Below are 23821 nucleotides of genomic sequence, written 5' to 3'. Positions count from 1 at the left end.
TCAAACCTCACTTAGAACAAAGCATTTTCATTGTCAACTTTTCTGACAATGTGATTTGCAATCAGTACAAGAACAAAACCTACAATCGACTGATAGAAGCCTGCAGCGGCAGACATACCTACATCGTTGAGTTCCATAAGACCACGGTAAACGTAAGTATCAATTGTCTGTGTTGTACTGAAAATTGCTCCAGAGTTCTGTGGAACCTGATAGAACAAACCAAAGTCCGAGAAGAAGATTCTTCCGATAGACATAAGCACAAGCATAATGATTGTAGGCTTAAGCATTGGCAAAGTAATTGTAAAAATCTGTTTAACCTTACCTGCTCCATCAATAGTTGCAGCTTCATAAATAGACTTATCAATTCCAGCAATACTTGCCATATAAACTACCGACTGGTAGCCAAGGTTCTTCCAAAGATATACAAAGGTAAGAACCACCGGCCAGGCTCCCGGAGTACTGTACCAGGAAATCGGTTGGATGCCGAGCTTTGGAAGAATTGTATTATTTATAAAGCCGGTATCTGCATTCAAAAAAGCAAATACGATAAAGCTTATTACAACCCAAGACAAAAGATTTGGCAAAAGGAGTATAGACTGAAAGAACTTTACTCTAAGTCTTTCTCCAAGCTCGCACATCAAAATTGCAATAAAAATTGAAAGTACAGTACCAAGGACAATAAAGGCAGCATTATACAAAAGTGTATTGCGGGTCATAATCCATGCGTCTTTGGTCTGAAAAAGAAATCTGAAGTTATCAAATCCACACCAGTCACTTCCAAATATACCTTTCAAATAGCTGAATTTTTTGAAAGCCAAAAATAGTCCTGCCATTGGTATATAATTGTTTATGATAAGATAGATTATACCAGGCAATGCAATCAGCAGAATTGGGAGTGTATCCGAAAGTCTGCTGCTTGTTTTAACTGTCTTTATTGTCTTCATGTTTATTTATTCTCCACTACCCATGCATCAAGCTGCTTCTGTTTTTCTGCAAGAATTTCTTTGTAACCTGCGTCATTCAATGCGTTGATGAATTTTGTGATTTCTGTATCTGGATTAAGTGAACCACAGATAAGACCTGGAAGGTACTGGGCGATTACGTTCTTTACAGCAGTGTACTGTGTTTTCAATTTTGAAGAATCGAATGTAAAGCCCATTGCTGGAGATGTTGGTGCAACCTTGTTCTGTTCAAGCTCCCATTCAAGAGAAGCTGGATCTGTACCTGCAGTTGTATACATCATAAAGAAGTTACCGAGAGTACCGCAGCTCAACTGTGCTGAGTAAGGAACTGTAAATGCAGTCTGTCCTTCTGGATAGCTTACAAAACCATTTTCAAGAACATAGTCACGACCTTCTACACCGTAAATCAAAGAGTTGATAACATCTTTGTCTGTGAATGTAAGATTAAGGAACTTCATTGCTGCTTCTGGAACTTTTGTTGTAGAAGCAATCATCCAGCTTACGGCGTTCAAGTCTGTTGTAGAAAGATATGCATCACCAATGATCTTAGCTCCGATTGGATACTGGCTGAACTGTGACTGAAGGCTTGCAGCTGTATCTTCTTCCGGATAGCTGTAAGAAGCGATATAAGCAAAGTAGTTTCCAGAACTCATTGTATCTGCTGCCATACTTGTTGTTGTTGCAGCGTCCTTCATAATCAGATTGTTTTTTTGAAGGTTATAGGCAAAGTCACAGATTTTTTTGAATTCTTTTGTTGAATAAAGATCCTGAACCTTAAAGCTGTCTCCAATGATAACTCCAACTGGTGAATAGAAATCATCATTAAGATAATCGATTTTTTGCATTGTAAGTTCTGTACCGATTGTTCCAGACTGTGTTGGGCTCAAAGGTATCATAGTTGGATATGCCTTTTTAACCTTTGCAAGAACTTCAGTTACATCATCAAGAGAATTAACCTTTGTCATATCAAGGCCCATTTCCTGAGCAATGTCTTTTCTGTAAATGAGCATTGGAGTAAGGGCTACAGGTTTATATGTTGGAATACCATAAATACGGCCGTTAGAAGAACAGCTGTTAAGCCACTGTTCACCTTGGAGCTCTTTTGTTTCTTTTCCATATTTTTCAAGAAGGTCTGTGATATCATAAGTCATTTCACTTGAAACACAGGTTCCAAAATTTCCGAGTGACTGGAAGATATCAATTTTTTCTCCACCCTGCAGAGCAAGGCTTACCTTGTTATTGTATTCAGCAATTGAAATTGGAAGCAGAGTTACTTCTACACCAATCTTTTCTCGTGTAATTTTGTTAATCTGTTCTTCAACTACATCAAGATCCTTTTCTGCAGGAACATTTGTAAATACACAGTATGCGTAAGTTACCTGTTCATATTTTTTTGAAGAAGATAGTTTTCCTTCCCCTTTAGAACATCCTGCAAATACAGATGCCATAAGAGTGATACAGGCTGTACAGATTGCAGCCTTCATAGACTTTTTCATAATAAACCTCCTGATATGAATGTCTATGATGTATGATATACGAGCTTTTTTCCTGATTCCTTAAAAAATAGGATAATTATTTTAAATTTTGAGACTTTCGATATTCGTTCGGCGACATCTGTGTATATTTTTTGAAAATCGTAGAAAAGTAAGTAAAGTTTTCAAAGCCAACCATATCTGAAATATCACTGACACGAAGCGCATTATTTTGAAGTAAAAGTTTAGCCTGTTCTACTCTGTATTCATTTAGATAATCTTTTATAGTGATGCCTGTTTTTTTCTTATAAAGCTTAGAAACGTATTCCGGTGCAAGGTGAATAAAATCAGCAATTTCGTTGCGGCCGATATTTTCACTGTAATGCTCTTTTATAAATCTGTTGATTTTTTCTACATCAGTATCGCGGTTCAAATTTGTTTCCAGAGTTTCGATATAGCAGTCTACAAGATAGCTTACCCACTTAATCATATTTGATGTAGATTCAATTGCCTGAACGCTTAAATCAATATCTTCCGGCCGGGTCATAAAACCGTCTGCCTTGATATCATAAGTTGCAAAGCATTTAAAAACACACTGGTTCAATTCCTGTCGCAAAGTATAGAGCATCATTTCATTCAAAGTTTTATCTTCCATCTTTTTATAGAGAATGTTTTTGATGCTGCTCATGATTTTAAGTTTTTCTTTTTCCAGAAAATATTCCTGGAACTCACCAATATCAATTACTTTAGAAGTATTGGCCTTATTATCTTCAATCTGATATTCATAAAAGAAGCTGTCTGTATAAGAGACATTTGATTTTAGTAATTCAATATGATGATTATAAATATTGCTGATTTCACTAAGTTTGCAGGGCTCACCAATACAAACAGTAATATTTACAGAAAGAGTCTTTTTGATTTCTGAAATCAGTTTTTTTACGGCATCTGTAAGGTTACCGGATTCGCTTCTTTTACAGATGGATTCTACAAAAAATCCACGGTTATACTGACTGCATATAATGTTTCCTGCAGATTTTCCTTCAAACAGATTTTCATTGTGCAGGTTTTCAATCATAAAAATAAACATGCTGTGAGTCATTTTCTGCTGATCGCGCATGGTATTTGTAATGTTTGAGGTAATTGCAATGTATTCTGCTTCAGTATCAATATCTAGTCCGCGTTTCTTTACTTCTTCGGAAAGATTAGAATCTAAAGCACCGGCTGTAAGCTGCTGATAAAAGCCCTTTGTAAGTTCAGAAATATATTTAGTCTTTTTCTGCTGCTGTTCTTTTATGTTCTGGATAATTCTTTTGATGGATTCTTCCATCGTGTTTACGTTAAATGGTTTTAAGAGATATTCAAAAGCATGCAACTTTAAGGCATCACTTGCATAATTAAAATTTTCATGACAGGTAAGAAATAGGAATTCCCCCTGCATATTCTGTTCACGGAACCATTTAAGTAAATCAAGTCCCGAGCCCTGCGGCATTTCAATATCGCTTATGATAATGTCAAAAACATTTTGATTTAATAAATCTTTTGCCTGCTTAATATTATACGCAGAAACAACATGTTCAACTTCAAGTTTTTTCCATTCGATGTTAGATTTAATTACATCAACAGTAGCAATATCATCATCTACAATTAAAACTTTCATGTACATTTCCTATATCACATTAACAGGCTTTTCCGGAATAATGATTTTATTATGACAGCCGTGTGGACTTATATTAGAGATTGTAAATAAATCATCATCCTCATACATAATCTTCATAATCTTTTTTATGCTTAAAAGACCTACGCGTTTTCCGTCATTAGTAACCGTATGGCTATTATTGTCTGAATTTTCAAAAGAGTCTATTACATTTTGAGGATAGCCCTTGCCGTCATCTTCAATTTCAATGCAAAGACAATTGCGGCCATTATAATTCTGAAGGCTGCATCTGATGATAATTGTAAGCATTGAATCTACGCTCACAGCATATTTATATTCGTTTTCGATAATTGTATGAATTATCATCTGTGGAATCTGATATTGATACAAAGCTTCATTACATTCCACAAAATGGAAAACGCAGTCTGGATATTTTAATTCCTGCATTTCAAAATAACTTTCTACAAAGCTAAGTTCTTCCTGCAGCGAAACCGTATGAAGACCACTCTTAAACATGTATCTGATGTTTTCCGAAAGGGTCTGAATATATTTTTCTACGGCTGCGTCATTATGCTGTTTGCTTAAACTTGAAATTGTCGTTAATGCGTTTAAGAAAAAATGCGGACGGATCTGGAGTTTTATAGCCCTTAGTTCAGACTGATTTAATTCCAGCTGCCGTTCATAGCCTTCAATTTTCAGATTTAAAATCTGTTCAATCATTGAGTTAAAACTGGTTTCAATCGTTACAAATTCACGGGTATTAAAATTACCCTTAAGCGGTTTATTATAATTTCCATTTTGAATGCTGATGATATGGTCATTAATTACAATCAGCGGCTTAAGAACATTTTTATCGATGCTGTGCATCATTACAAAGGCATAAGATGTAGCAATTATGATAATCAGCAGAAGAATATATCCGAATGACATAATCTGCAGTGAAATTGCTTTATGACTTGTGTAGGCAGTAACCCGGATATTGTCGGAAGCAATGTAGGTTTCGTATTTTATGCTTTTATTGTTGATGTTTTCGGGGCTACCCTTAATGATTGTTTCTCCGCTTATGCAGGATTGAATTAAAACTGTAGTTGAAGAGATTTCCTGGTCTGATGGATTTTCATCAATTTCAATAAACTTTTCAGCAGAAATAAAAATACTTATTGCACGCCCCTGCCAGACAAACATTTTATAAACGTATTCAGTACCGTTAAAGTTTTTGATATTCCATACTGATTTGATGCGCTGCTGGTCTGCTGCAGAAAGAATAAATTCTTTTATATCTTCTTTTGTGCTGTATGATGTACCTGAGGTTTCTGCCATCAGAAAGGTTTTATAAATTGATTCCCCTACAACTATAAAATCAATTGCTTCATCAAAGGCAAGAGATGTTGTTAGCAGTTGTTTGATTCTTGCTGAGGCATAATACCGTTCTTCCGGTTTTTCACTTTGAAGAATAAGATAGTCTGTGCTGTCGTAAGCAATACGTTCAAGAACCTTATCTGCATTATTGATTTTTGACTGAAGGTCTTTTGTATAAAGCTTAAGGTAATTATCTGCCGTTTGTTTGATTCCCTGAATGTACGAATTATATGAATAAACGATATAAGACGTTAAAACAGAAAGCAGAAGAATTACCTGAAAAATCAGAAGAAAAAATGTCTTTTTAGAAATTGAAGGATAATTCATTTAGTCCTTATAAATTTCAATGATGATTCTGTCATGTTCCGGTGTATCTACACCAACAACTTTCCCAGAAAGCTTACCCGCAAAAATCGGCCGGAGCTTTTCGTTATCAGTAATTATGCACGGAACTGTAGTAACTGTACCATCCGGTTTGCAGATTCCATTATTTTCGATAAAGATAAAAGTATCTTTGTCTTTGTTATCTTTTCCTTTGAGAATGTAGCGGGCGCTTAAAGTTCCGTCTTTTCCTGTTTCAAATTTCTGAGTATCTACACCGCCTTCTATTATTGTTCCCTTAAAAAAAGGTGTATCGCAATAACCGTCAAAGCTGATAAAGTTTACAGTCATTTCTGGACTTTTTACTTGATTAAAGCCTGTAATGTGAACGTTTATTTCAAATAGTTTTTCCATAATCCATATAATGTTAAAAAAAGATTCCCGCGTCAAGCGCGGGAATGACATCTAATATTTAGTGTTGGGTGAAAATGTTATGCTGAACTCGTTTTAGCATCTATTTTATGTCTTTTCGCATGATCTTTCCAGAAATTGTCTTAGGCAGACTGTCTCTGAACTCTACAATTCTCGGGTATTTATATGGTGCTGTAGTTTTCTTTACAAAGTTCTGGATGTCTTTTACAAGCTCGTCACTTGGAGTGTAGTCCTTTGCAAGAACGATTGTTGCTTTAACAACCTGACCACGTACCGGGTCTGGAGCTGCTGTTACGGCACATTCAACAACAGCCGGATGCTGCATAAGAACAGATTCAACTTCAAAAGTACCGATGCGGTAACCGGAACATTTGATTACGTCATCATTACGTCCAGTGAACCAGAAATATCCGTCTTCATCACGCCAGGCGTTATCAGAAGTATGATAGTAGCCGTCGTGCATAACAGACTTAGTTTTTACAGGATCTCCAAAGTATTCCATGAACAAGCCAGGGAAGTTGCCGTTTTTCATATCAACTACTATTTCACCAACTTCACCGTCTTCTACTTCGTTGCCTTCCTCATCAATCAAAGTAACGTTGTAATATGGAGCTGGCTTACCAAGACTGCCCGGTTTTATCTTTTCGTTGCCATAGTTGAAGAGAGACAACGTAGTTTCAGTCTGACCAAAACCTTCGCGGATCTCTTTTCCAGTGATTTCCTTCCATTTGTTGAATACTTCTTCTGAAAGAGGTTCACCTGCTGTTGACCAGTGCAGACAGCTTGAGAAATCATACTGACTCAAATCTTCCTGGATAAGGAAGCGGTAGATTGTAGGTGGCGCACAGAAAGAAGTAATGTGATGCTTTTCAATCTGCTTGATAAGATCGATTGGCTTGAACTTATCATGATAGTCATAAATGAATACAGAACATTCTGCTATCCACTGACCATAGAGTTTACCCCATACTGCCTTACCCCAGCCAGTATCTGCAACTGTAAGGTGGAGACCGCCCTTCTGTACCTGCTGCCAGTAGCTTGCAGTTACAATGTGTCCGAGCGGATAAAGGAAGTTATGAGAAACCAGTTTTGGATGGCTTGTAGTTCCAGATGTAAAGTATGCAAGAAGAATGTCATCGTTCTTGCTGATGTCTTCTCGTTTGAGCGCATGGAAGTCTGCCAATGCTGATGCACTTACGTTGAGATAGCCCTCTGTAAAGTCGAGCCAGCTTGGATGCTTTGCCTTGAACTCTTCGCTCATGCCTTTATCAAGTCCGAAAGGAGGAACTGCAACTAAAGTCTTAAGAGATGGACATTCCTTCTGAGCATCTTCGATGTATGTGAAAAGCTCACGATGGTCTACAGCAACAACTGCTTTAATGTAAGCTGCGTTACAGCGGAAAACGATATCTTCTTTTGTGAGCATGTGAGTTGCTGGAATTACTGATGCACCAATTTTGTGAAGTGCTACAATAGAAATCCAGAACTCGTAGCGGCGCTGAAGGATCAGCATAACAAAGTCACCGCGTTTAATTCCAATACTGCGGAAATAAGCAGCTGCTTTGTCTGTGCGTTCCTTGAGCTCGCCGAAAGTCATGCGGAGCTCTTCGTCGTTATCGTTGCACCAGATAAATGCTGTTGCATCCGGTGTGCGCTTTGCAAGAACATCAACAACGTCATAACCGAAGTTGAAGTTCTCAGGTACCTTTATTTTGTAGTTTGCAAAAAAGTCGTTGTAATCTTTAAACTCTGTCTTCTCAAGAAAATCTTCTAACATGTATAATCCCTTCGTCATTGCGAGAAGTGAAGCGACGAAGCAATCTTTTTAATGGATTGCTTCGCCTTCGGCTTGCAATGACGTAAATATTCTAAATTATGATAGCCAGAAACTTAGCCTTTTTATCATTTAGAGCCTGCATACCGTGCTGTTTAGTTGCATCAAAGTACACACTGTCTCCCTCTTCCAGAGTCATTTCTTTACCATCTATCACGAGCTTCATTGAGCCTTCAATCATATATTCAAACTCATGTCCCGGATGAGAATTGAAATGAATCTCACGGGTTTCTTCAGGTGTAATTGTTACAATAAATGGATCAGCTTTTCTGTTCTGGAAACCAGCAGCAAGTGCCTGATATTTATAGTCACTGCGGCGATCTACAGAAAGTCCCTTGTCTTTCTTAGTCAGGCAGTAAGAATGCATATGAGGTTCCTTACCGGAGATAAGAGTGCCAAGGTCAATACCGTACTTCTTAGACATAGACTGAAGAATACCAACTGGAATATCAACAGTGCCTGTTTCGTACTTCTTGTACTGGTCAATTGAAATACCGCAAACACCTGCAGCTTCTTCAACTGATACATCCATAATTTCACGCAGACCGATTAAACGGTCTGCTACAGCCTTTATCTCCTCATTCATATTTACCCCTTGAGACATAAATATGCCTCGTTATATTTTGAATATTACAGGATATGATTGAAAAATTCAATAGAAAAGTTAAAAAATAATAAAAATATTTAGTATAATTAAAGTTTGTTGTATAAAAATAGATTGCTTCGACTGCGGCTCGCAATGACGTATTTCGTAATTGCGAGGAGCGTCAGCGACGAAGCAATCTATCAGGAATTAGCGACCGAACTGGCAGTCGTTGTTACCAGATGTAGAAATCCACATTTCAAGCATGTTGATTGGGTCGTTGAAGTCAGCAATCCAGCCTTCACGAGCAATGTCGAAGTTTCCGTTCTTACGCTCTTCGAGGAATACGTTCCAGTCCTGAACCTGAATTGTCATCTTGATACCAACAGCAGAAAGATCCTGCTGGATAGATTCAGCAATTGCAATGTGATTTGTGTTCTGGTTCAAGAGATATTCAATAGAAATTGGAGTTTCTGAAGAAAGTTTTCCTTCTGAATCAAACTTAAAGCCTGCAGCAATAAGAAGCTGACGAGCCTTATTTACTGTTTCAGCCTGATTATTATTGATTGCACTTGGATCATAGTAACCCTGCTTCAAAACTTCAGATTTAAAGATACCGCCGTTACCATCTGCCATTCCAAGAGGAATAAATGCGTTAGCAGCTACCTGACCTGTCTGTGCAATGTTTTCACAGATGTATTCGCGGTCGATAAGAAGTGAGAATGCCTGTCTCATACAAGCAGCCTGCTCTGCAGTTTTTCCTTCGAAAAGCTTACTCTTAGCATTGAAAGCTACATAGTAAGTACCAAGCTCGTCTACGATATAGAATTCAGGGTTCTTTGTTTCAAGAAGTTTTGCGATTTCGTCGTTTGCAACTTCATCAGCAAAATCAAGATTTCCAGCGTTGTATGCTGCAAAGATTGCAGTGTCATCAGCAGAAAGCATGAACTCAAGCTTTTCAACAGAAACTTTGTCTGCATCAAACCAGTATGGGTTCTTTGTGTAAGTCATAGAAACATCGTGTTTCCATTCTGTACAAACGAAAGCACCGTTGCTTACAAAGCCTGCTTCTGTACACCATGCTCCAGGAGTTGATGGAGTTGAGTGTGCTTCAACATACTTCTTGCAAACTGGATAGAAAGTTGGGAATGCCATAAGATCTTCAATGTATGCACAAGGTGCAATAAGCTTGAATTCAAGAGTTGTATCATTTACAGCTTTTACATTGAGATTGCCTTCTGCATAACCTTCAAATCCAGAGAACATATATTCATAGTCAGCTGCTGTATCTGGAGAAACTGCGCGTTTCCATGAGTATTCAAAGTCTGCAGCTGTAAGGTCAGAACCATCAGACCATTTAAGGCCTTTCTTAAGAGTTACAGTATATGTAAGACCATCTTTTGAAACTTTGTAGCTTTCTGCACAAGCTGGAACTGTTACACCCTTGTCGTTATATGTATAAAGACCAGAGAATGAGTTTGCAGCAAGACAAGCACCGTCTACAGAAGAGTTCAATGCAGGGTCAAGATAATCTGGTTCAGATGCAAGATTGATATGGAGTGTTTTTGCTCCATTGTTCATTTTTGCATACATAAAGAATTTTGTAGCGAATGCGTTTGCATAGATTCCGCTTACATAAGATTTCTGAAGATAAATGTCGTTGTAGTAATACAAAGGAATTACACAGTAGTTAGACATAAGAATGTCTTCTGCTTCGTGCATTTTCTTTGTACGAATTTCGTAATTTGTTTCAGCCTTAATTTCTTTAATAAGGTTGTCGTACTTAGACCAGTCCTTAAGAGGATCAATAAAATTTTTGTTTACAAGTTTAGATGCATCTGGGGCAGTTGTAGGTACAGTTGAAGATGAAGCATTGTTTCCAGAAGATTTAGCATCTTTTTTTGCACAACCGAGCAATACAATGCTCACAAGTGCAGCAGCAAATACTATCGCTGTTTTTTTCATAAATGTTTTCCTCCTGTAAAAAAATCATTTGAATTATTTTTTATATAAAGTCTGCAACGCAAACTTATTATCTATTTGTTGTGACAGGCAGCAAAGTGTCCGTTGCCTCTGTCTGTAAGTGCAGGCATTTCTGTCTTACACTTCTCTGTTGCATATTTACATCTTGTTCTGAATGGACAGCCTTCAGGCATAGCAAGAGGACTTGGTACATCACCTTCAAGAACAATTCTCTGTCTGCTGCGTTCCAGTTTAGGATCCGGAATAGGAACAGCAGAAAGAAGACTGATTGAATATGGATGAATCGGACTGTTACAAACCTCATCAGCATCACCAATCTCTACAAGCTTACCAAGATACATTACGGCAATTCGTTTAGAAATATGCTGAACAACAAGAAGGTCATGAGCAATGAAAAGATAAGAAAGTCCAAGCTTTTCCTGGAGCTCTTCAAACATATTGATGATCTGGGCCTGAATAGAAACGTCGAGAGCTGATACTGGTTCGTCGCAGACAATAAAGTCGGGCTTTACAGAAAGAGCTCGGGCAATACCGATACGCTGTCTCTGACCACCAGAGAACTCGTGTGCATAACGGGTTGCGTGTTCAGAGTTCAAGCCTACAAGTTCCATAAGATGAAGAATCTTTTCACGGCGTTCAGCCTTGCTTGAATAAAGATGATGAACATCCAGTGGCTCACCAATGATATCTTCTACAGTCATGCGTGGATTCAAAGAAGAATAAGGATCCTGGAAAACCATCTGCATTTTCTTACGGATATCATTAATGTTTTTATCAGTTACTTCCTGTCCATCAAAAATAACTTTTCCATCAGTTGGTTTATAAAGCTGAAGAAGTGTGCGTCCTACAGTAGTTTTTCCACATCCAGACTCACCTACCAGACCAAGTGTTTCTCCACGGTTGATTGTGAATGAAACTCCGTCTACAGCTTTAAGAGTAAGTTTCTTAAAACCAGAACGAACAGGGAAATATTTTTTGAGGTTCTGAACTTCAAGAATTGGAGTATTATTCGGTTTAATAATATCAGCGCTCATTATTGAACCTCCTTAGCTGTTAATTTTTCTGCTGCTTCTTTTACATTCATCCAGCATGAAGCAATATGATTATCATTGATAAAGAGTTCCTCAGGAGGCTCTTCAAGACAAATCTTCATTGCGTTCTTACAGCGTGTACAGAATGAACAGCCTTTTGGAAGATTCAAAAGATTGATTGGAGTACCGGAAATCGGTTCCAGCTTTTGATTCATATTAGTTGTATTTGGAATTGATTTTAAAAGACCTTTTGTATATTCGTGCTTAGAGTTGTAGAAGATTTCATCGGCAGTTCCGCGTTCACAAACCTTACCGCCGTACATTACGATAATATCATCACAAAGATTTGCAATAACACCAAGGTCGTGAGTTACGAGAATTACAGCCATTCCCATCTTCTTCTGAAGTTTCTGAATCTCTTCAAGAATCTGTGCCTGGATTGTTACGTCGAGGGCGGTAGTCGGTTCGTCGGCAATAAGAATGTCCGGCTCACAAGCTAAGGCCATAGCAATCATTACGCGCTGTCTCATACCGCCCGAAAGCTCAAACGGATACTGCTTGAGACGGCGCTCAGGCTCGTTAATTCCAACAAGCTCCAGCATCTCAATGGCACGGCTATTAAGTTCCGCACCGCGCTTGTCTGTATGAAGCTTAATAGCCTCTTTCAATTGATTACCGATAGTAAATACCGGGTTCAAGCTTGTCATAGGATCCTGGAAAATAATAGAACAGCACTTACCTCTGAAGCTCTTCATTTCATCAGAAGAAAATTTCAGAATATCCTTACCTTTATAAAAAACATTTCCGCTTTTTACATAACCGTTACCGGCAAGAATCTGCATAATAGAATAAGCAGTAACACTTTTTCCAGATCCAGACTCACCTACAATACCCAGAATCTCACCAGGATTCAAATCAAAAGAAATTCCGTTTACAGCCTGAACTTCACCATTGTCGGTTGTAAAAGCTGTGTGTAAATCATCTACTCTTAATAAAACATCGCTCATACAATACCGCCTACTTTTTCAATTTAGGGTCAAAGGCATCACGCAGGCCATCACCTAAAAGATTCAGACTTAAAACAATAAGACAAATCATAATTGCAGGGAATACAAGCTTATACGGATAGCTCTGAAGACCACCACGTGCCGAGTTAGCAAGTGAACCAAGAGAAGGCATTGGAGCCTGAACACCAAGACCAACAAAACTCAGATAGCTTTCTGTAAAGATTGCAGAAGGAATCTGAAGTGCTGTAGAAATAATGATTACAGAAAGACAGTTAGGAATAATGTGCTTTCTGATAATATGTCCGGGCTTAGCTCCGATTGAGCGTGCTGCCAGAATATATTCATTTTCTTTAATTGAAAGAATCTGAGCGCGGATAAGGCGTGCCATACCTACCCAGTAAAGAAGTCCGAATACAATGAAAAGTGAAACCATATTAGAACCCATTCCTGCAAGGAATGAATCCGGCTTAAACTGAAGAACGTTAGAAAGAACAACTGAAAGAAGAATGATTACCAGCATATCCGGCAGCGAATAGATTATGTCGACTATTCGCATCATTATCAGATCGACCTTTCCTCCTGCATAACCTGAAATACTTCCGTAAATAATTCCAATTAAAAGAACGATAATGCTGGCAAAAAAGCCTACTACAAGAGAAACTCTTGTTCCGTAAATTACACGGATAAAATAGTCGCGGCACTGCTCGTCTGTTCCAAAAATATGTGGAAAACGGAAATTGCCCTTTTCAATATAAGCCTGTTCAGCTTTACTGTATTCAAATGGTCTTAGATTTTTTGCTCCCTTATCGCGTTTTCCTTCAACAGAAAGAATTTCTTCATAGCTGTAAGGTACGATATGTGGTGCAACTGTAATTGTTACAAAAATAAAAGCAAGAATAATTATACTTGCAACAGCAAGCGGATTCTTAAAGAGCTTTCTCATACCATCCTTAAAAAAGGTTGTACTTTCGCTCATTACATCCTGCTGCTTTTTTTCTTCATCAGTAGCCTTCTCAAATTTCTTTAAATCAAGCTGAAGGCTCATAGCCATTTTTTCCGGTGTTTTATTTACATCAAAAGTAGTCATATTACCTTCCTGCCTTATTCGTATTTAATTCTAGGATCTACTACCTTGTACAGCAGATCACAAATAACATTTGCGACAACCATGAGAGTGGCAAGGAAGATAGTTGTAGCCATAATCATTGTATAGTCACGGTTAGTGATTGCACTAACAAACTTTGAACCGATTCCACCAACTGTAAATACAGTTTCAACAACCATAGAGCCGGTAATGATGTATGCAATTTCCGGTCCTGCATAAGTGATGATTGGAAGTAGCGAGTTTCTGAGGGCATGCTTAAAAATCACCTTATACTTAGAAACGCCCTTTGCCTTTGCAGTTCGGATATAATCCTGACTGAGTGCATCGAGCATACTTGTTTTAGCAAGTCGCGTTGTATAGGCCATTGGATATGCTGCAAGAGCAATTACAGGCAGTAAATAGTTTGTATGTTCTGCTGACCATACTGGAATCCAGCCGAGTTTAATACTGAAAACTAAAAGAAGTAAGGTTGCAAGAACGAAGCTTGGAACGGCTGTAAACAGAGTTGAAAAAAAGATGATTAAACGGTCAGGCCACTTATTGCGCATAAGGGCAGCAAGACTTCCAAAAATAGTTCCAAGAATAAGGGCAACTATTACAGCAGAAAGACCAAGTCTGCATGATACAGGGAAAGATTCACTGATGATTTCTTTAATTTCCCTTCCATTTTTAAGACTTACACCAAAATCTCCGTGAAGAAGATTTTTCATGTACAAAATAAACTGAACATAAAGTGGTTTATCAAGATTGTAGCGTGCATTCAAAGATGCAATTGTAGCCTCGCTTAAGGCCTTCTCTTTGTTGAAAGGTCCGCCAGGAATGGCATTCATCAAAGCAAAAGTAATAACACAGATAAAGAGAACGGTAAATAAAGCGAGGAGTATTCGTTTAAGAATATATTTCCACATAACTTTTATCCTATCGTATTTTGAGCATCCTTGTGATAGTACTACTATTACGAAAAAAATAAAAGTATTTGTGAGAAAAAAATAATATTTTTAATGATGATAGGGAAACTACTCTAGTCTTCTACTTTTAATACTTCCCTTCGATACTTTGTACCGATTTCTGTAAGCTTGAACTTCTGGATTTTTCCAGAACCTGTCATAGGGAATTCCTCCATAAACATAACAAGCTGAGGCCACTTGAACTTAGAAAGCTTGTCGCGGCAGAACTCAATTACATCCTGCTCTGTAAGAGTTTTTCCTTCATGGAGGATTATGAAGGCACCTGTGATTTCACCATAGCGTTCACTCTTTACTGCAGCTACCTGAATATCTTTAATTTCAGGTATCTGGATAAGGAACTCTTCAATTTCGCGAGGATAAATATTTTCACCACCGCGGATAATCATATCCTTAATTCGACCAGTGATTTTATAATTTCCGTTTTCGTCTTTAATTCCAAGGTCACCACTGTGGAGGTAACCGTTAGCATCAATTGTCTCAGCTGTAGCTTCAGGCATCTTGTAATAACCTTTCATTACATTCCAGCCCTTACAGCACATTTCACCCTGTACTCCAACAGGACATTCTTTACCTGTTTCAGGATCAAGAACCTTTACGTCAATTCCATCAAAAGCATCACCAACTGTTGTAGCACGTACTTCAAGGCTGTCATCCCAGTGACTCTGAGTCATTCCTGGACTTGATTCTGTAAGACCGTAAACTGAAGTAATTTCCGGCATGTGCATAACATCATTTACACGCTTCATCAGTTCAACTGGAACACCAGAACCAGCCATAATTCCTGTACGGAGAGATGTTAAATCAAACATATTGAACATCGGATGATTCAACTCTGCAATAAACATTGTAGGAACACCATAAAGCGAAGTACACTTCTCTTTCTGAATTGAAGCAAGAGCTACAAGCGGATCAAAACTTTCGAGCAGTACATGTGTACCACCGTGAGTTAAAACTGCCATAACACCAAGTACAATTCCAAAACAATGGAAAAGAGGAACAACAAGACAAAGCTTATCTTTTTCTGTATAGCGCATTCTTTCACCAATAATGAAACCATCATTGATAATGTTGCGGCTAGTAAGCATAACTCCTTTAGGGAATCCTGTTGTACCAGATGTATACTGCATGTTTACAACATCATCTGGAGTAACTTCCGATTCAATTTTGTGAATGATTTCAATATCAACATGCTGACCAAGCAAGAGCAATTCTGGTGTAGAATAAAGTCCGCGGTACTTTTCTGGTCCCATGAAAACAACATTTTTAAGGCATGGGAAACGTGCAGACTTAAGACAGCCGCGCTCATATTCGTCGAGCTCAGGAACAAGCTGTTTAATCATCTGAACATAGTTTGAATCCTTTACACCGTCTGTAAGACAAAGAGTTGTAAGGTCAGCCTGCTTTACAAGATATTCCAATTCATGAAGCTTGTAGCTTGTATTTACTGTAACGGCAACAGCTCCAAGACGTGCACAGGCAAACATATATGTAAGCCAGTCCGGAACATTAGTTGCCCAGATACCTACATTATCGCCCTTTCTAACTCCTATTGCATATAGACCACAAGCCAGATCATCAACACGCTTATCAAACTGTGCATAAGTAAAACGAAGATCACGGTCTGCATATACCATGAATTCCTGAACCGGGTTATTGTTAGTCTTTTCTCTTAATAACTGTGATAAAGTTAATTCAATCATATCATGAGTTTATATAAAAATAATTCTTTGTTCAATAGAAAAATTAAAATATAATAAAATAATTTAGTATTATTAAAGTTTACTAAAATAATAATCCAGAATTAAAAAAAATCGCTTTATCCAATAATCTGTTATATAATAAATAGATATGAGAGATGATAACAAATTATGCGAAATGCAGGACTTTAAAAGAACCGTTCTTATCGTTGATGATGAAGCTCTGAATCGCGAACTTCTTGGCAATATAATCGAAACAGAGTATAAGGTGATTTTTGCTTCAGACGGTAAAGAAGCTCTAGAAAAGATTCATACCTATGGTGATAATCTTTCTTTAGTTCTGCTGGATCTTCTTATGCCTGTTCTTGATGGTTATGAAGTTTTGAAAACCATGAAGGAAGAAGGTTCAATCACAGATATTCCTGTTATTGTTCTAACCTCTGAAAAATCCAGTGAAATAGAAAGTCTTAAACTTGGTGCAGCAGATTTTCTTACAAAGCCTTATGATTTACCTGAGGTTATTCTCGCTCGAGTCCGCCATTCAATTCAGTTATTTGAAAATTCAAAAATAATTCACGCTACAGAATTTGATAAACTTACACTTCTCTACAGTCCTGAATTTTTTTTTGAATATGCTTCACAGTTTGATCAGCGTTTCCCTGATACTGTAATGGATGCAATTGTTATAAACTTTACACGCTTCCATCTCTTGAATCAGTTGAAAGGTCGCAATTTTGGTGATGAAGTTTTGAATGCAATGGCAGATGGTATACGTAAAGTTCTTCTGAAAACTGGTGGTATTGCCGGCCGCAATGAAGCAGATTATTTTTACCTTTATGTTCCTCATCAGAATGATTATGGTATTTTTCTTGATAAGATAAATGAAGCTCTATCATCTCTTCTAAAACCTTCTGAAACCCGTTTAAGACTTGGTGTTTATACTGATGAAAAACACAGCTTTACAATGCTTCAGCGTTTTGATCACGCGGTACAGGCCTGTAATTCCCTGCGCAGTAAAACTTCCGGCAACAGCGATATCTGTATTTATGATGATAAGATGTCCGAAAAAGAAGTTTTTGATGCTCACCTTTTGCAGGATTTTGAAGCTGCTATCGAGCAGAAACAGTTCAAGGTAAACTATCAGCCAAAGTTTAATATTAAAGGTGATAAGCCTGTTTTATGCAGCGCAGAAGCTCTTGTAAGATGGGTGCATCCTGAACTTGGTTTTGTTCGTCCTGACTTATTTATTCCTCTTTTTGAAGAGAACGGACTTGTTACAAAACTTGATCGTTATGTCTGGGAAGAAGCTGCCCGTCAGATAGCTGCATGGAAAAAAGAGCTTGGCGTTACAATTCCGGTTTCAGTAAATGTTTCTCGTGTAGATATTGCAGCACCTGACATGACAGATTTTATAACTAAAATTGTAAAAGAAAACGGACTGTCTGCTTCTGAATACATGTTAGAAATTACTGAGTCTGCTTATACCGCTGATTCAAAGCATATCATCGAAGTTGTAAAAAATCTTCGTTCACTTGGACATAAAGTTGAAATGGATGATTTTGGTTCAGGCTACTCTTCCCTGAATATGCTTACCTCTATGCCAATTGATGTTCTTAAAATGGATAAGGCATTTATCAGAAATATCCAGCCAGGCAATAAAGAGATGAAACTTGTTGAACTTGTTCTTGATATTGCAAAAAATCTCGGAGTACTTGTTGTCGCAGAAGGTGTTGAAACTGAAGATGAACTCAATCTTCTTAAAGAAGCTGGTTGTGATATTATCCAGGGATATTATTTTTCAAAGCCGATTCCACCTGAGGAAATGTCGAGGTTCGTATGATTACACTGGAAGACTTAAAAGCCAATGGTACAGATACAGAAACCGGACTTGCTCGTTGTCTTGGAAAAGAAGATTTATATCTGAAGCTTGTGAATATGGGCCTGGGAGACACAAAGTTTGAAGATCTCGGAACTGCACTGGAGGCTGAGGATTTACAGAAGTCCTTTGAACTTTGTCACGCATTGAAAGGTGTAATCGGAAATCTTGCTATCACGCCATTATATGAAGCTCTTTCTCAGATGACTGAAAAACTTCGAAATAAGGAATCTGCTGATTATTCGTCTTTATATTCAGAAATAATAAAGCTTCGTTCTAAACTCTGGAAATCTTAAATCATGAAAAAAACACTTATTATACTTGCTAACTTTTTGATTGTTCTTTTCACAATTTTCTTTGTTGTACTCTATGCCCGAAAGCAGAGTTCTTCGATGGAAATTTACAATACCGAAAATTTTATGACAATGTCCATCGGTATGGAGCAGGTAACCACAAATTATCTTGAAGGTGAACAGCGTCTTTGTGATTCCTGGGCAGCCTGCATCAACAGTCGTAAAATGAATATGAATGAAGCAATGTCTTATCTCAAGGTTGCTCAGCGTATTCCAAATATTTCTGCTCATATCATAAATCTGAATACATTTAAGGGATATTCAAATAAACCAAAAATTGATAATCCTGATGAATATAATGTTTCCTATAAAGAAATAGATATTTTTTCTTCTTTGAATGAGCTTCTTGGCCAGCAGGATCAGGTTAGAGTTACCCGATCATTTACAAATCCTATGAACGGTATTCAGTCCATTGCATTCTGTGATCTTCTGGAACTTAGAGTTGATGATTCAGAAAATGTCAGCAATATAAACACTTCTGCAAGTGAAATAAGTACAAGTAAAAGTAAATCTTCAAGATTTGAAAAAGCAGTTTTAATGAGGGTAATTCCAGTTGAAACTCTTTCGAGCAAATGGGTATTCCCGTCAGAAAAATATAGTGACGCTCAGATTTCAATTATCGATAAACAGGGAAATTATATAATAAAAGGAAAGTCTTTTAAAAATTCTAACTTCTTTGAATTTTATAAATCTTATAATCAGATAAATAATGATGATTTAGAAAATCTCCAGAACGAAATTCACGAAACCGGAATTCTTACAATGCAAAACTCAAAAGCAGAAAGTTGTCTTATTGTTCATGTTCCGGTAAATACTTCGTTTGACTGGACACTCATTACTTATATTCCAATGAAGGATATTACAAGAAATGATATCGACTGGCCTCTTGTTATTGTCGTTTCCATCTGTCTTATAATTCTTCTTTTCTTTGATATTTTGATAATCATGAGATTCAACAGAAAACTTGCCTCTGCTGCAGAGGAAGCGGATTATGCAAACAAAGCAAAAACAGAATTTCTTTCTACAATGTCTCATGATATCAGAACACCGATGAATGCAATTATAGGCCTTACAACAATTGCAGAAAATAACGTAAAAGATTCTCAGTATGTTTCTGATAATCTCAGGAAAATTAAACTTGCAAGTAATCATCTTTTGACACTGATTAACGATATTCTGGATATCTCAAAGGTTGAACGTGGAAATATTAGTCTTTCTCCTGTCACCTTCTCTATTGTTGATTCTGCCGAAAATCTTGTAAATATTTCTCAGCCAATGGTTCGTCAGAAAAATATTGATTTTAGATTCAGAAGTAAAAATATTAAACACGAATTTCTTTTTGCAGATCAGCTTCGTATCAATCAGATATTTATAAATATTCTTTCTAATGCATTGAAATATACTCCGGAGAATAAACATGTTTATGTTGATTTAACTGAATATCCGAGTGAAATGGATGGCTGCATAAAACTTGAATATAAAGTTTCTGATACCGGAATTGGTATGCCTGAAAGTTTTATGGAGATAATGTATGAACCTTTTATTCGCCAGACAGACAGCCGTATCAATTCAATTCAGGGAACAGGTCTTGGTTTAGCAATCACAAAAAAGATGGTTGATATTATGGGCGGCCAGATTGACTGCCAGAGTATCGAAGGTCAGGGAACCACCTTTACTGTCACATTAGATATAGAAGTTTCTTCAAAAGCCGAAAATGAACAGAAGCTTCCACCGATTGAAGTTCTTGTTATAGATGATGATGAAGTACTTCTTGAAACTGCCTGTGAAACACTTACAGCTCTTGGAACAAATCCTGAAATTGCAGAATCAGGTGATACAGCCCTTACAAAACTCCTTGCAAAAAAGCAGGCTGGAAAATCTTACAATGTAATTATTCTTGACTGGAAGATGCCAGATATAAATGGAGTTGAGCTGACAAAAAAGATTCGTGAAATTGCAGGAAACGATATTTCAATTCTTCTGGTATCCGCTTATGACTGGACACAGATTGAAGAGGATGCAAAACAGGCCGGAGTAAACGGCTTTATTTCAAAACCTCTTTTCCGCTCTTCATTGTTTAAGAAGATCAGCGAAGTATTAGGACTCGAAGAAAACATCACTGCTCAGGAAGAAAATAATTCTGACATAGCAGATATGAATATTCTTGTTGTTGAAGATATGGATGTAAACTGGGAAGTTATCTCTACACTTCTTGATATGTACGGAATTAAAAGCCAGAGAGCAGAAAACGGAAAGGTTGCTGTGGATATGCTAAAGTCTATTCAGCCTGCAGATTATGATGTTGTCTTTATGGATATTCAGATGCCGGTAATGAATGGTCTGGAAGCAACCCGTGAAATCAGAAAACTTGATAATCCGTATGCTGCGGGAATCCCGATTATTGCGATGACTGCAGATGCCTTTTCTGAAAATGTAGCAGAATGTTTTGCAGCTGGAATGAATGGACATATTGCAAAACCAATTGATATTCATAATGTGATTAAGGAACTTAGAAAAATCCGTCTGGCAAAACCTGATTTTACAAAGAGAGATGATTATGAAAAATAAACTAACGAAGATTAGTCTGATATTTTTACTGATTTTTTTTGTTTGCAGTTTATCCTGTTGTAAAAAGAAACTTAATGATGATGCCTTTATCCCTTATCTGGATACACTTACAAAATGCAAAATACAAATTGCAGGACGCTATCAGAACTTTGAAGCTCTTGAAGCGGAATTCGATCGCTTTAATGAGTTTTATCCTGATGTAGAGCTATCTTATACTTATCTTGATAATTATAAAGTAACAATTTCCACTGCCCTTGCTGGAGCCGATGCCCCCGATATTTTTATGACATTCCCATGGATGCTGGATAAAACAAATTATAATCCGCTTCTGGATAATGCAGAAAATCTTGCTGATGTGGACAAGACTGGAATTGAGCTTTCTGCAATAAATCAGAAACTTTTATTTTATATGGCTGACGGTTCGCTTCCAATGGTTCCGGTTTTATGTGCTGCAAATGGAATGCTTGTAAATGAAGATTTATTCAAGAAAGAAGGAATTGAGATTCCAACTAACTATCGTCAGTTACTTGATGTGTGTCAAAAGTTTATGGAGGCTGGTTATAAGAGCCCGATTCTTTCAGATAATTCTGAAGGTTCTATCATTTCTTCTTTGATTTTCCCATATTTCACAAAAGAAGTTTTGAATGATGCTGAAGCAATTGCAAAATTGAATAAGCTTGAACCAGAAGCTGGTGAATATATGAGATCAACTTTGGAATGGGTTGAAAGCTTTAAGGAAAATGGCTTTATAGATTTAGAAGAATGCAGCAAGATTAAAGATAATTATTCTGCTGTAATCATGCGTTTTTTTGAAGGTGATGTTCCAATGATGCTCGCTTCGGCTGATGTTGTTTCCGGAACAAAAAAACGTGAATCACTTTCAAAACAATTTACTGCCAGCCCTTTCAAATATAGTTTTTATTCAGTTCCTGTTATGGAAAAAGGTGGTGCTGTTCTAGAAGTTCCTTCTGTTGAATTCTCTGTGAACAAAAACAGTAAGAATCTTGAAATGACAAATGAGTTTATGCGTTTTCTATTACATACAGCAGAACTGAACAATCTTGCTATGATTAAGCGTTTAATCACCTGCTCTACCGTATATTCTTTTGATGATGTATATGCGCCGCTTGAAAAAGCAGAGCATTTATATCAGCTTGAAATTGGAATTATGGATAATACTTACAGTCAGTTACGAGTGGCTGCTTATAAGGTATTTACAGGTAAAATGTCAGTTGATGAGGCTGTTAAGAATTACGGAAAATTTTAATCTGATGAGTTCTGCTTTTCCAAAAGCATTTCTGCGTCTGCACGACCCTGGCGGGCTTCAAGGGTAGAATATGAATTAACTCCGTCTACAGCGTTCTGCTGTGGCGGAGTTTTTTTTGCGTCTTTTGTTTTTTTCTTTAGAGCCTGCTGAAGCGCCCAGGATGATGAGCGGTTCATCAGGCTATAGTATTCTTTGTCGTCCATTATGCAGGAGTGTATACAACGGCCAGGATCTTAGCCTTCTCGTTTCCATGGCTGTGAACATGGTGAGCAACGATTGATTCATAATAAATTGAATCGCCCTGCTTGAGCTCGTACTTGTCCTTGCCGTAGATGATTTCTACTTCGCCTTCGAGAACGTAGATGAACTCTTCGCCTTCGTGAGTTGAAAGTTTGATTTCTTCTTCTGATGAAGGGAAAATATCGATGATAAACGGATCCATGTGGCGGCCGGCCTTGTTCTGAGCCAGAGTATAGAAGTCCAGGTCAGAACTAACTGCGTTTCCGCGGTCAGAGAAGCGGGTTACTTCTTTCTTGTCCTGAGCCTTAGTAACTACAGGTCCGAGGTTTTCATCGTCATCCATGAAAGTACCAAGACGTACGCCAAGTACACGTGCAATCTTAATAAGCGGTGTAAGGTTTGGAACAAGAGAACCATCTTCAATACTCTTAATCTGTTCAGCAGGCAGGTTTGTGCGCTCTGAAACATCTTCGATTGAGAGTTTGCGGTTTTCGCGAACAAGTTTTACCTTTGCACCAATTTTATTTTTCTCACTCATATTTTAACCCTTAATGTCGTAGTCTTTATTATAGGCTGCTTCAATTGTAGCAATGTTAATCGGATTGAACTTCTTGTTGCGTGCAGAGATTGCTTCGTCCAATGCGAACTCGAAAGGCTTTACTCCGCTGATCATACCAGGACAAACCTTCGCGAGACATCCGAGTACAACCATGTTTGCACCGCGGGCATTGTTTGTTTCAGCAGCCATGTCGTTTGCTGGCAATGCGAGAGTTCTGATATCCTTGCGACTTGGTTCAACATCAATCAAAGAAGAATTGTAAATCAAAAGTCCGCCCGGCTTGAGCCACTTTTCAAACTTAGTCATAGAAGGCTTGTTCAAAGCAACTACTACATCCGGCTTTTCGATAACTGGTGAAGCAACTTCTTCATCACTAACGATTACAGAACAGTTGGCAGTACCACCGCGCATTTCTGCACCGTATGAAGGAATGTGTGAAACGTATTTGTCTTCGCTCATTCCGGCAAGTGTAAGGATTTTTCCGGCGAGGATAACACCCTGTCCACCGAATCCTGCAAAAATAATTTCTGTTGTCATTTCTATCCTCCCT

At 37.7% G+C, this 23821-nt stretch carries 20 protein-coding genes; 4 read left to right on the top strand and 16 right to left on the bottom strand.

Annotated features, from left to right (window positions below; genetic code table 11):
* Nucleotides 1–11 precede the first annotated feature (11 nt).
* From AABJ44_RS08110 to AABJ44_RS08050, 13 genes are all read right to left on the bottom strand, one after another.
* Nucleotides 12–944: an ABC transporter permease gene (locus tag AABJ44_RS08110; protein WP_338368400.1), complete on the bottom strand. Its 933-nt coding sequence runs from the start codon at nucleotides 942–944 to the stop codon at nucleotides 12–14.
* 2 nt (nucleotides 945–946) lie between these two features.
* Nucleotides 947–2458 (bottom strand): ABC transporter substrate-binding protein, encoded by a 1512-nt coding sequence (locus AABJ44_RS08105; RefSeq protein WP_338368399.1) that lies wholly within the window; start codon nucleotides 2456–2458, stop codon nucleotides 947–949.
* Between the two features lie 76 nt (nucleotides 2459–2534).
* Nucleotides 2535–4091, bottom strand: a complete 1557-nt coding sequence (locus tag AABJ44_RS08100) for a response regulator transcription factor (protein WP_338368398.1) — start codon at nucleotides 4089–4091, stop codon at nucleotides 2535–2537.
* A gap of 9 nt (nucleotides 4092–4100) precedes the next feature.
* Nucleotides 4101–5774 (bottom strand): sensor histidine kinase, encoded by a 1674-nt coding sequence (locus AABJ44_RS08095; RefSeq protein WP_338368397.1) that lies wholly within the window; start codon nucleotides 5772–5774, stop codon nucleotides 4101–4103.
* Nucleotides 5775–6182 carry a DUF3237 family protein gene (locus AABJ44_RS08090; RefSeq protein WP_338368396.1) on the bottom strand — a complete coding sequence of 136 codons (408 nt, stop codon included), beginning with the start codon at nucleotides 6180–6182 and terminating at the stop codon, nucleotides 5775–5777. It lies immediately after the preceding gene.
* 100 nt (nucleotides 6183–6282) lie between these two features.
* Complete coding sequence (locus AABJ44_RS08085) at nucleotides 6283–7977, bottom strand: AMP-binding protein (protein ID WP_338368395.1); 1695 nt, start codon at nucleotides 7975–7977, stop codon at nucleotides 6283–6285.
* A gap of 91 nt (nucleotides 7978–8068) precedes the next feature.
* The gene (locus AABJ44_RS08080; protein ID WP_074640905.1) at nucleotides 8069–8620 is read right to left on the bottom strand and encodes a helix-turn-helix domain-containing protein; all 552 of its coding nucleotides are present in this window, start codon (nucleotides 8618–8620) and stop codon (nucleotides 8069–8071) included.
* A gap of 207 nt (nucleotides 8621–8827) precedes the next feature.
* A complete protein-coding gene (locus AABJ44_RS08075) occupies nucleotides 8828–10582 on the bottom strand; it encodes a peptide ABC transporter substrate-binding protein (RefSeq protein ID WP_338368394.1) in 1755 nt (584 codons plus the stop codon).
* Between the two features lie 71 nt (nucleotides 10583–10653).
* Nucleotides 10654–11634 carry an ABC transporter ATP-binding protein gene (locus AABJ44_RS08070; RefSeq protein ID WP_074640780.1) on the bottom strand — a complete coding sequence of 327 codons (981 nt, stop codon included), beginning with the start codon at nucleotides 11632–11634 and terminating at the stop codon, nucleotides 10654–10656.
* Nucleotides 11634–12638, bottom strand: a complete 1005-nt coding sequence (locus AABJ44_RS08065) for an ABC transporter ATP-binding protein (protein WP_338368393.1) — start codon at nucleotides 12636–12638, stop codon at nucleotides 11634–11636. Before AABJ44_RS08065 ends, AABJ44_RS08070 begins: the two co-directional genes overlap by 1 nt.
* A gap of 10 nt (nucleotides 12639–12648) precedes the next feature.
* Nucleotides 12649–13725 carry an ABC transporter permease gene (locus tag AABJ44_RS08060; protein ID WP_074640784.1) on the bottom strand — a complete coding sequence of 359 codons (1077 nt, stop codon included), beginning with the start codon at nucleotides 13723–13725 and terminating at the stop codon, nucleotides 12649–12651.
* Between the two features lie 14 nt (nucleotides 13726–13739).
* Nucleotides 13740–14651, bottom strand: a complete 912-nt coding sequence (locus AABJ44_RS08055; RefSeq protein ID WP_338368392.1) for an ABC transporter permease — start codon at nucleotides 14649–14651, stop codon at nucleotides 13740–13742.
* 113 nt (nucleotides 14652–14764) lie between these two features.
* Nucleotides 14765–16411 carry an AMP-binding protein gene (locus AABJ44_RS08050; RefSeq protein ID WP_338368391.1) on the bottom strand — a complete coding sequence of 549 codons (1647 nt, stop codon included), beginning with the start codon at nucleotides 16409–16411 and terminating at the stop codon, nucleotides 14765–14767.
* Nucleotides 16412–16559: 148 nt separating this feature from the next.
* Here AABJ44_RS08050 and AABJ44_RS08045 point away from each other — a divergent pair, with 148 nt between their 5' ends.
* Genes AABJ44_RS08045 through AABJ44_RS08030 form a run of 4 tightly spaced genes read left to right on the top strand, consistent with a single transcriptional unit; the run spans nucleotide 16560 to nucleotide 22472 of the window.
* Nucleotides 16560–18248 (top strand): two-component system response regulator, encoded by a 1689-nt coding sequence (locus AABJ44_RS08045; protein WP_338368390.1) that lies wholly within the window; start codon nucleotides 16560–16562, stop codon nucleotides 18246–18248.
* Entirely contained in the window at nucleotides 18245–18580 is a 336-nt protein-coding gene (locus tag AABJ44_RS08040) for an Hpt domain-containing protein (RefSeq protein ID WP_338368389.1), read from the top strand. The genes AABJ44_RS08045 and AABJ44_RS08040 overlap by 4 nt, the downstream gene beginning before the upstream one ends.
* Before the next feature lie 3 nt (nucleotides 18581–18583).
* On the top strand, nucleotides 18584–21205 hold the full coding sequence (locus AABJ44_RS08035) for a response regulator (protein WP_338368388.1): 2622 nt from the start codon (nucleotides 18584–18586) through the stop codon (nucleotides 21203–21205).
* Nucleotides 21195–22472 (top strand): ABC transporter substrate-binding protein, encoded by a 1278-nt coding sequence (locus AABJ44_RS08030; RefSeq protein WP_338368387.1) that lies wholly within the window; start codon nucleotides 21195–21197, stop codon nucleotides 22470–22472. Before AABJ44_RS08035 ends, AABJ44_RS08030 begins: the two co-directional genes overlap by 11 nt.
* Here AABJ44_RS08030 and AABJ44_RS08025 read toward each other — a convergent pair.
* Genes AABJ44_RS08025 through AABJ44_RS08015 form a run of 3 tightly spaced genes read right to left on the bottom strand, consistent with a single transcriptional unit; the run spans nucleotide 22469 to nucleotide 23808 of the window.
* The gene (locus AABJ44_RS08025) at nucleotides 22469–22675 is read right to left on the bottom strand and encodes a hypothetical protein (protein ID WP_338368386.1); all 207 of its coding nucleotides are present in this window, start codon (nucleotides 22673–22675) and stop codon (nucleotides 22469–22471) included. The two genes, AABJ44_RS08030 and AABJ44_RS08025, sit on opposite strands and share 4 nt — an antisense overlap.
* Nucleotides 22675–23250 carry a helix-turn-helix domain-containing protein gene (locus AABJ44_RS08020; RefSeq protein ID WP_338368385.1) on the bottom strand — a complete coding sequence of 192 codons (576 nt, stop codon included), beginning with the start codon at nucleotides 23248–23250 and terminating at the stop codon, nucleotides 22675–22677. The genes AABJ44_RS08025 and AABJ44_RS08020 overlap by 1 nt, the downstream gene beginning before the upstream one ends.
* Before the next feature lie 3 nt (nucleotides 23251–23253).
* Nucleotides 23254–23808: a 2-oxoacid:ferredoxin oxidoreductase subunit gamma family protein gene (locus tag AABJ44_RS08015; protein WP_338368384.1), complete on the bottom strand. Its 555-nt coding sequence runs from the start codon at nucleotides 23806–23808 to the stop codon at nucleotides 23254–23256.
* Nucleotides 23809–23821: the final 13 nt, after the last annotated feature.

The organism is Treponema bryantii (assembly GCF_036492245.1).
Lineage (GTDB): Bacteria > Spirochaetota > Spirochaetia > Treponematales > Treponemataceae > Treponema_D > Treponema_D bryantii_C.
Note: the sequence above shows the minus strand (reverse complement) of the source record. Positions and strands in the feature narration are given on the sequence as shown.

What these genes read in the sequence shown, in the direction of transcription:
- AABJ44_RS08025 (WP_338368386.1), bottom strand. Translation starts at nt 22,675, where the DNA reads ATGGACGACAAAGAATACTATAGCCTGATGAACCGCTCATCATCCTGG.
- AABJ44_RS08080 (WP_074640905.1), bottom strand. Translation starts at nt 8,620, where the DNA reads ATGAATGAGGAGATAAAGGCTGTAGCAGACCGTTTAATCGGTCTGCGT.
- AABJ44_RS08050 (WP_338368391.1), bottom strand. Translation starts at nt 16,411, where the DNA reads ATGATTGAATTAACTTTATCACAGTTATTAAGAGAAAAGACTAACAAT.
- AABJ44_RS08045 (WP_338368390.1), top strand. Translation starts at nt 16,560, where the DNA reads ATGAGAGATGATAACAAATTATGCGAAATGCAGGACTTTAAAAGAACC.
- AABJ44_RS08110 (WP_338368400.1), bottom strand. Translation starts at nt 944, where the DNA reads ATGAAGACAATAAAGACAGTTAAAACAAGCAGCAGACTTTCGGATACA.
- AABJ44_RS08030 (WP_338368387.1), top strand. Translation starts at nt 21,195, where the DNA reads ATGAAAAATAAACTAACGAAGATTAGTCTGATATTTTTACTGATTTTT.
- AABJ44_RS08070 (WP_074640780.1), bottom strand. Translation starts at nt 11,634, where the DNA reads ATGAGCGCTGATATTATTAAACCGAATAATACTCCAATTCTTGAAGTT.
- AABJ44_RS08015 (WP_338368384.1), bottom strand. Translation starts at nt 23,808, where the DNA reads ATGACAACAGAAATTATTTTTGCAGGATTCGGTGGACAGGGTGTTATC.
- AABJ44_RS08105 (WP_338368399.1), bottom strand. Translation starts at nt 2,458, where the DNA reads ATGAAAAAGTCTATGAAGGCTGCAATCTGTACAGCCTGTATCACTCTT.
- AABJ44_RS08065 (WP_338368393.1), bottom strand. Translation starts at nt 12,638, where the DNA reads ATGAGCGATGTTTTATTAAGAGTAGATGATTTACACACAGCTTTTACA.
- AABJ44_RS08075 (WP_338368394.1), bottom strand. Translation starts at nt 10,582, where the DNA reads ATGAAAAAAACAGCGATAGTATTTGCTGCTGCACTTGTGAGCATTGTA.
- AABJ44_RS08020 (WP_338368385.1), bottom strand. Translation starts at nt 23,250, where the DNA reads ATGAGTGAGAAAAATAAAATTGGTGCAAAGGTAAAACTTGTTCGCGAA.
- AABJ44_RS08040 (WP_338368389.1), top strand. Translation starts at nt 18,245, where the DNA reads ATGATTACACTGGAAGACTTAAAAGCCAATGGTACAGATACAGAAACC.
- AABJ44_RS08060 (WP_074640784.1), bottom strand. Translation starts at nt 13,725, where the DNA reads ATGACTACTTTTGATGTAAATAAAACACCGGAAAAAATGGCTATGAGC.
- AABJ44_RS08090 (WP_338368396.1), bottom strand. Translation starts at nt 6,182, where the DNA reads ATGGAAAAACTATTTGAAATAAACGTTCACATTACAGGCTTTAATCAA.
- AABJ44_RS08095 (WP_338368397.1), bottom strand. Translation starts at nt 5,774, where the DNA reads ATGAATTATCCTTCAATTTCTAAAAAGACATTTTTTCTTCTGATTTTT.
- AABJ44_RS08100 (WP_338368398.1), bottom strand. Translation starts at nt 4,091, where the DNA reads ATGAAAGTTTTAATTGTAGATGATGATATTGCTACTGTTGATGTAATT.
- AABJ44_RS08055 (WP_338368392.1), bottom strand. Translation starts at nt 14,651, where the DNA reads ATGTGGAAATATATTCTTAAACGAATACTCCTCGCTTTATTTACCGTT.
- AABJ44_RS08035 (WP_338368388.1), top strand. Translation starts at nt 18,584, where the DNA reads ATGAAAAAAACACTTATTATACTTGCTAACTTTTTGATTGTTCTTTTC.
- AABJ44_RS08085 (WP_338368395.1), bottom strand. Translation starts at nt 7,977, where the DNA reads ATGTTAGAAGATTTTCTTGAGAAGACAGAGTTTAAAGATTACAACGAC.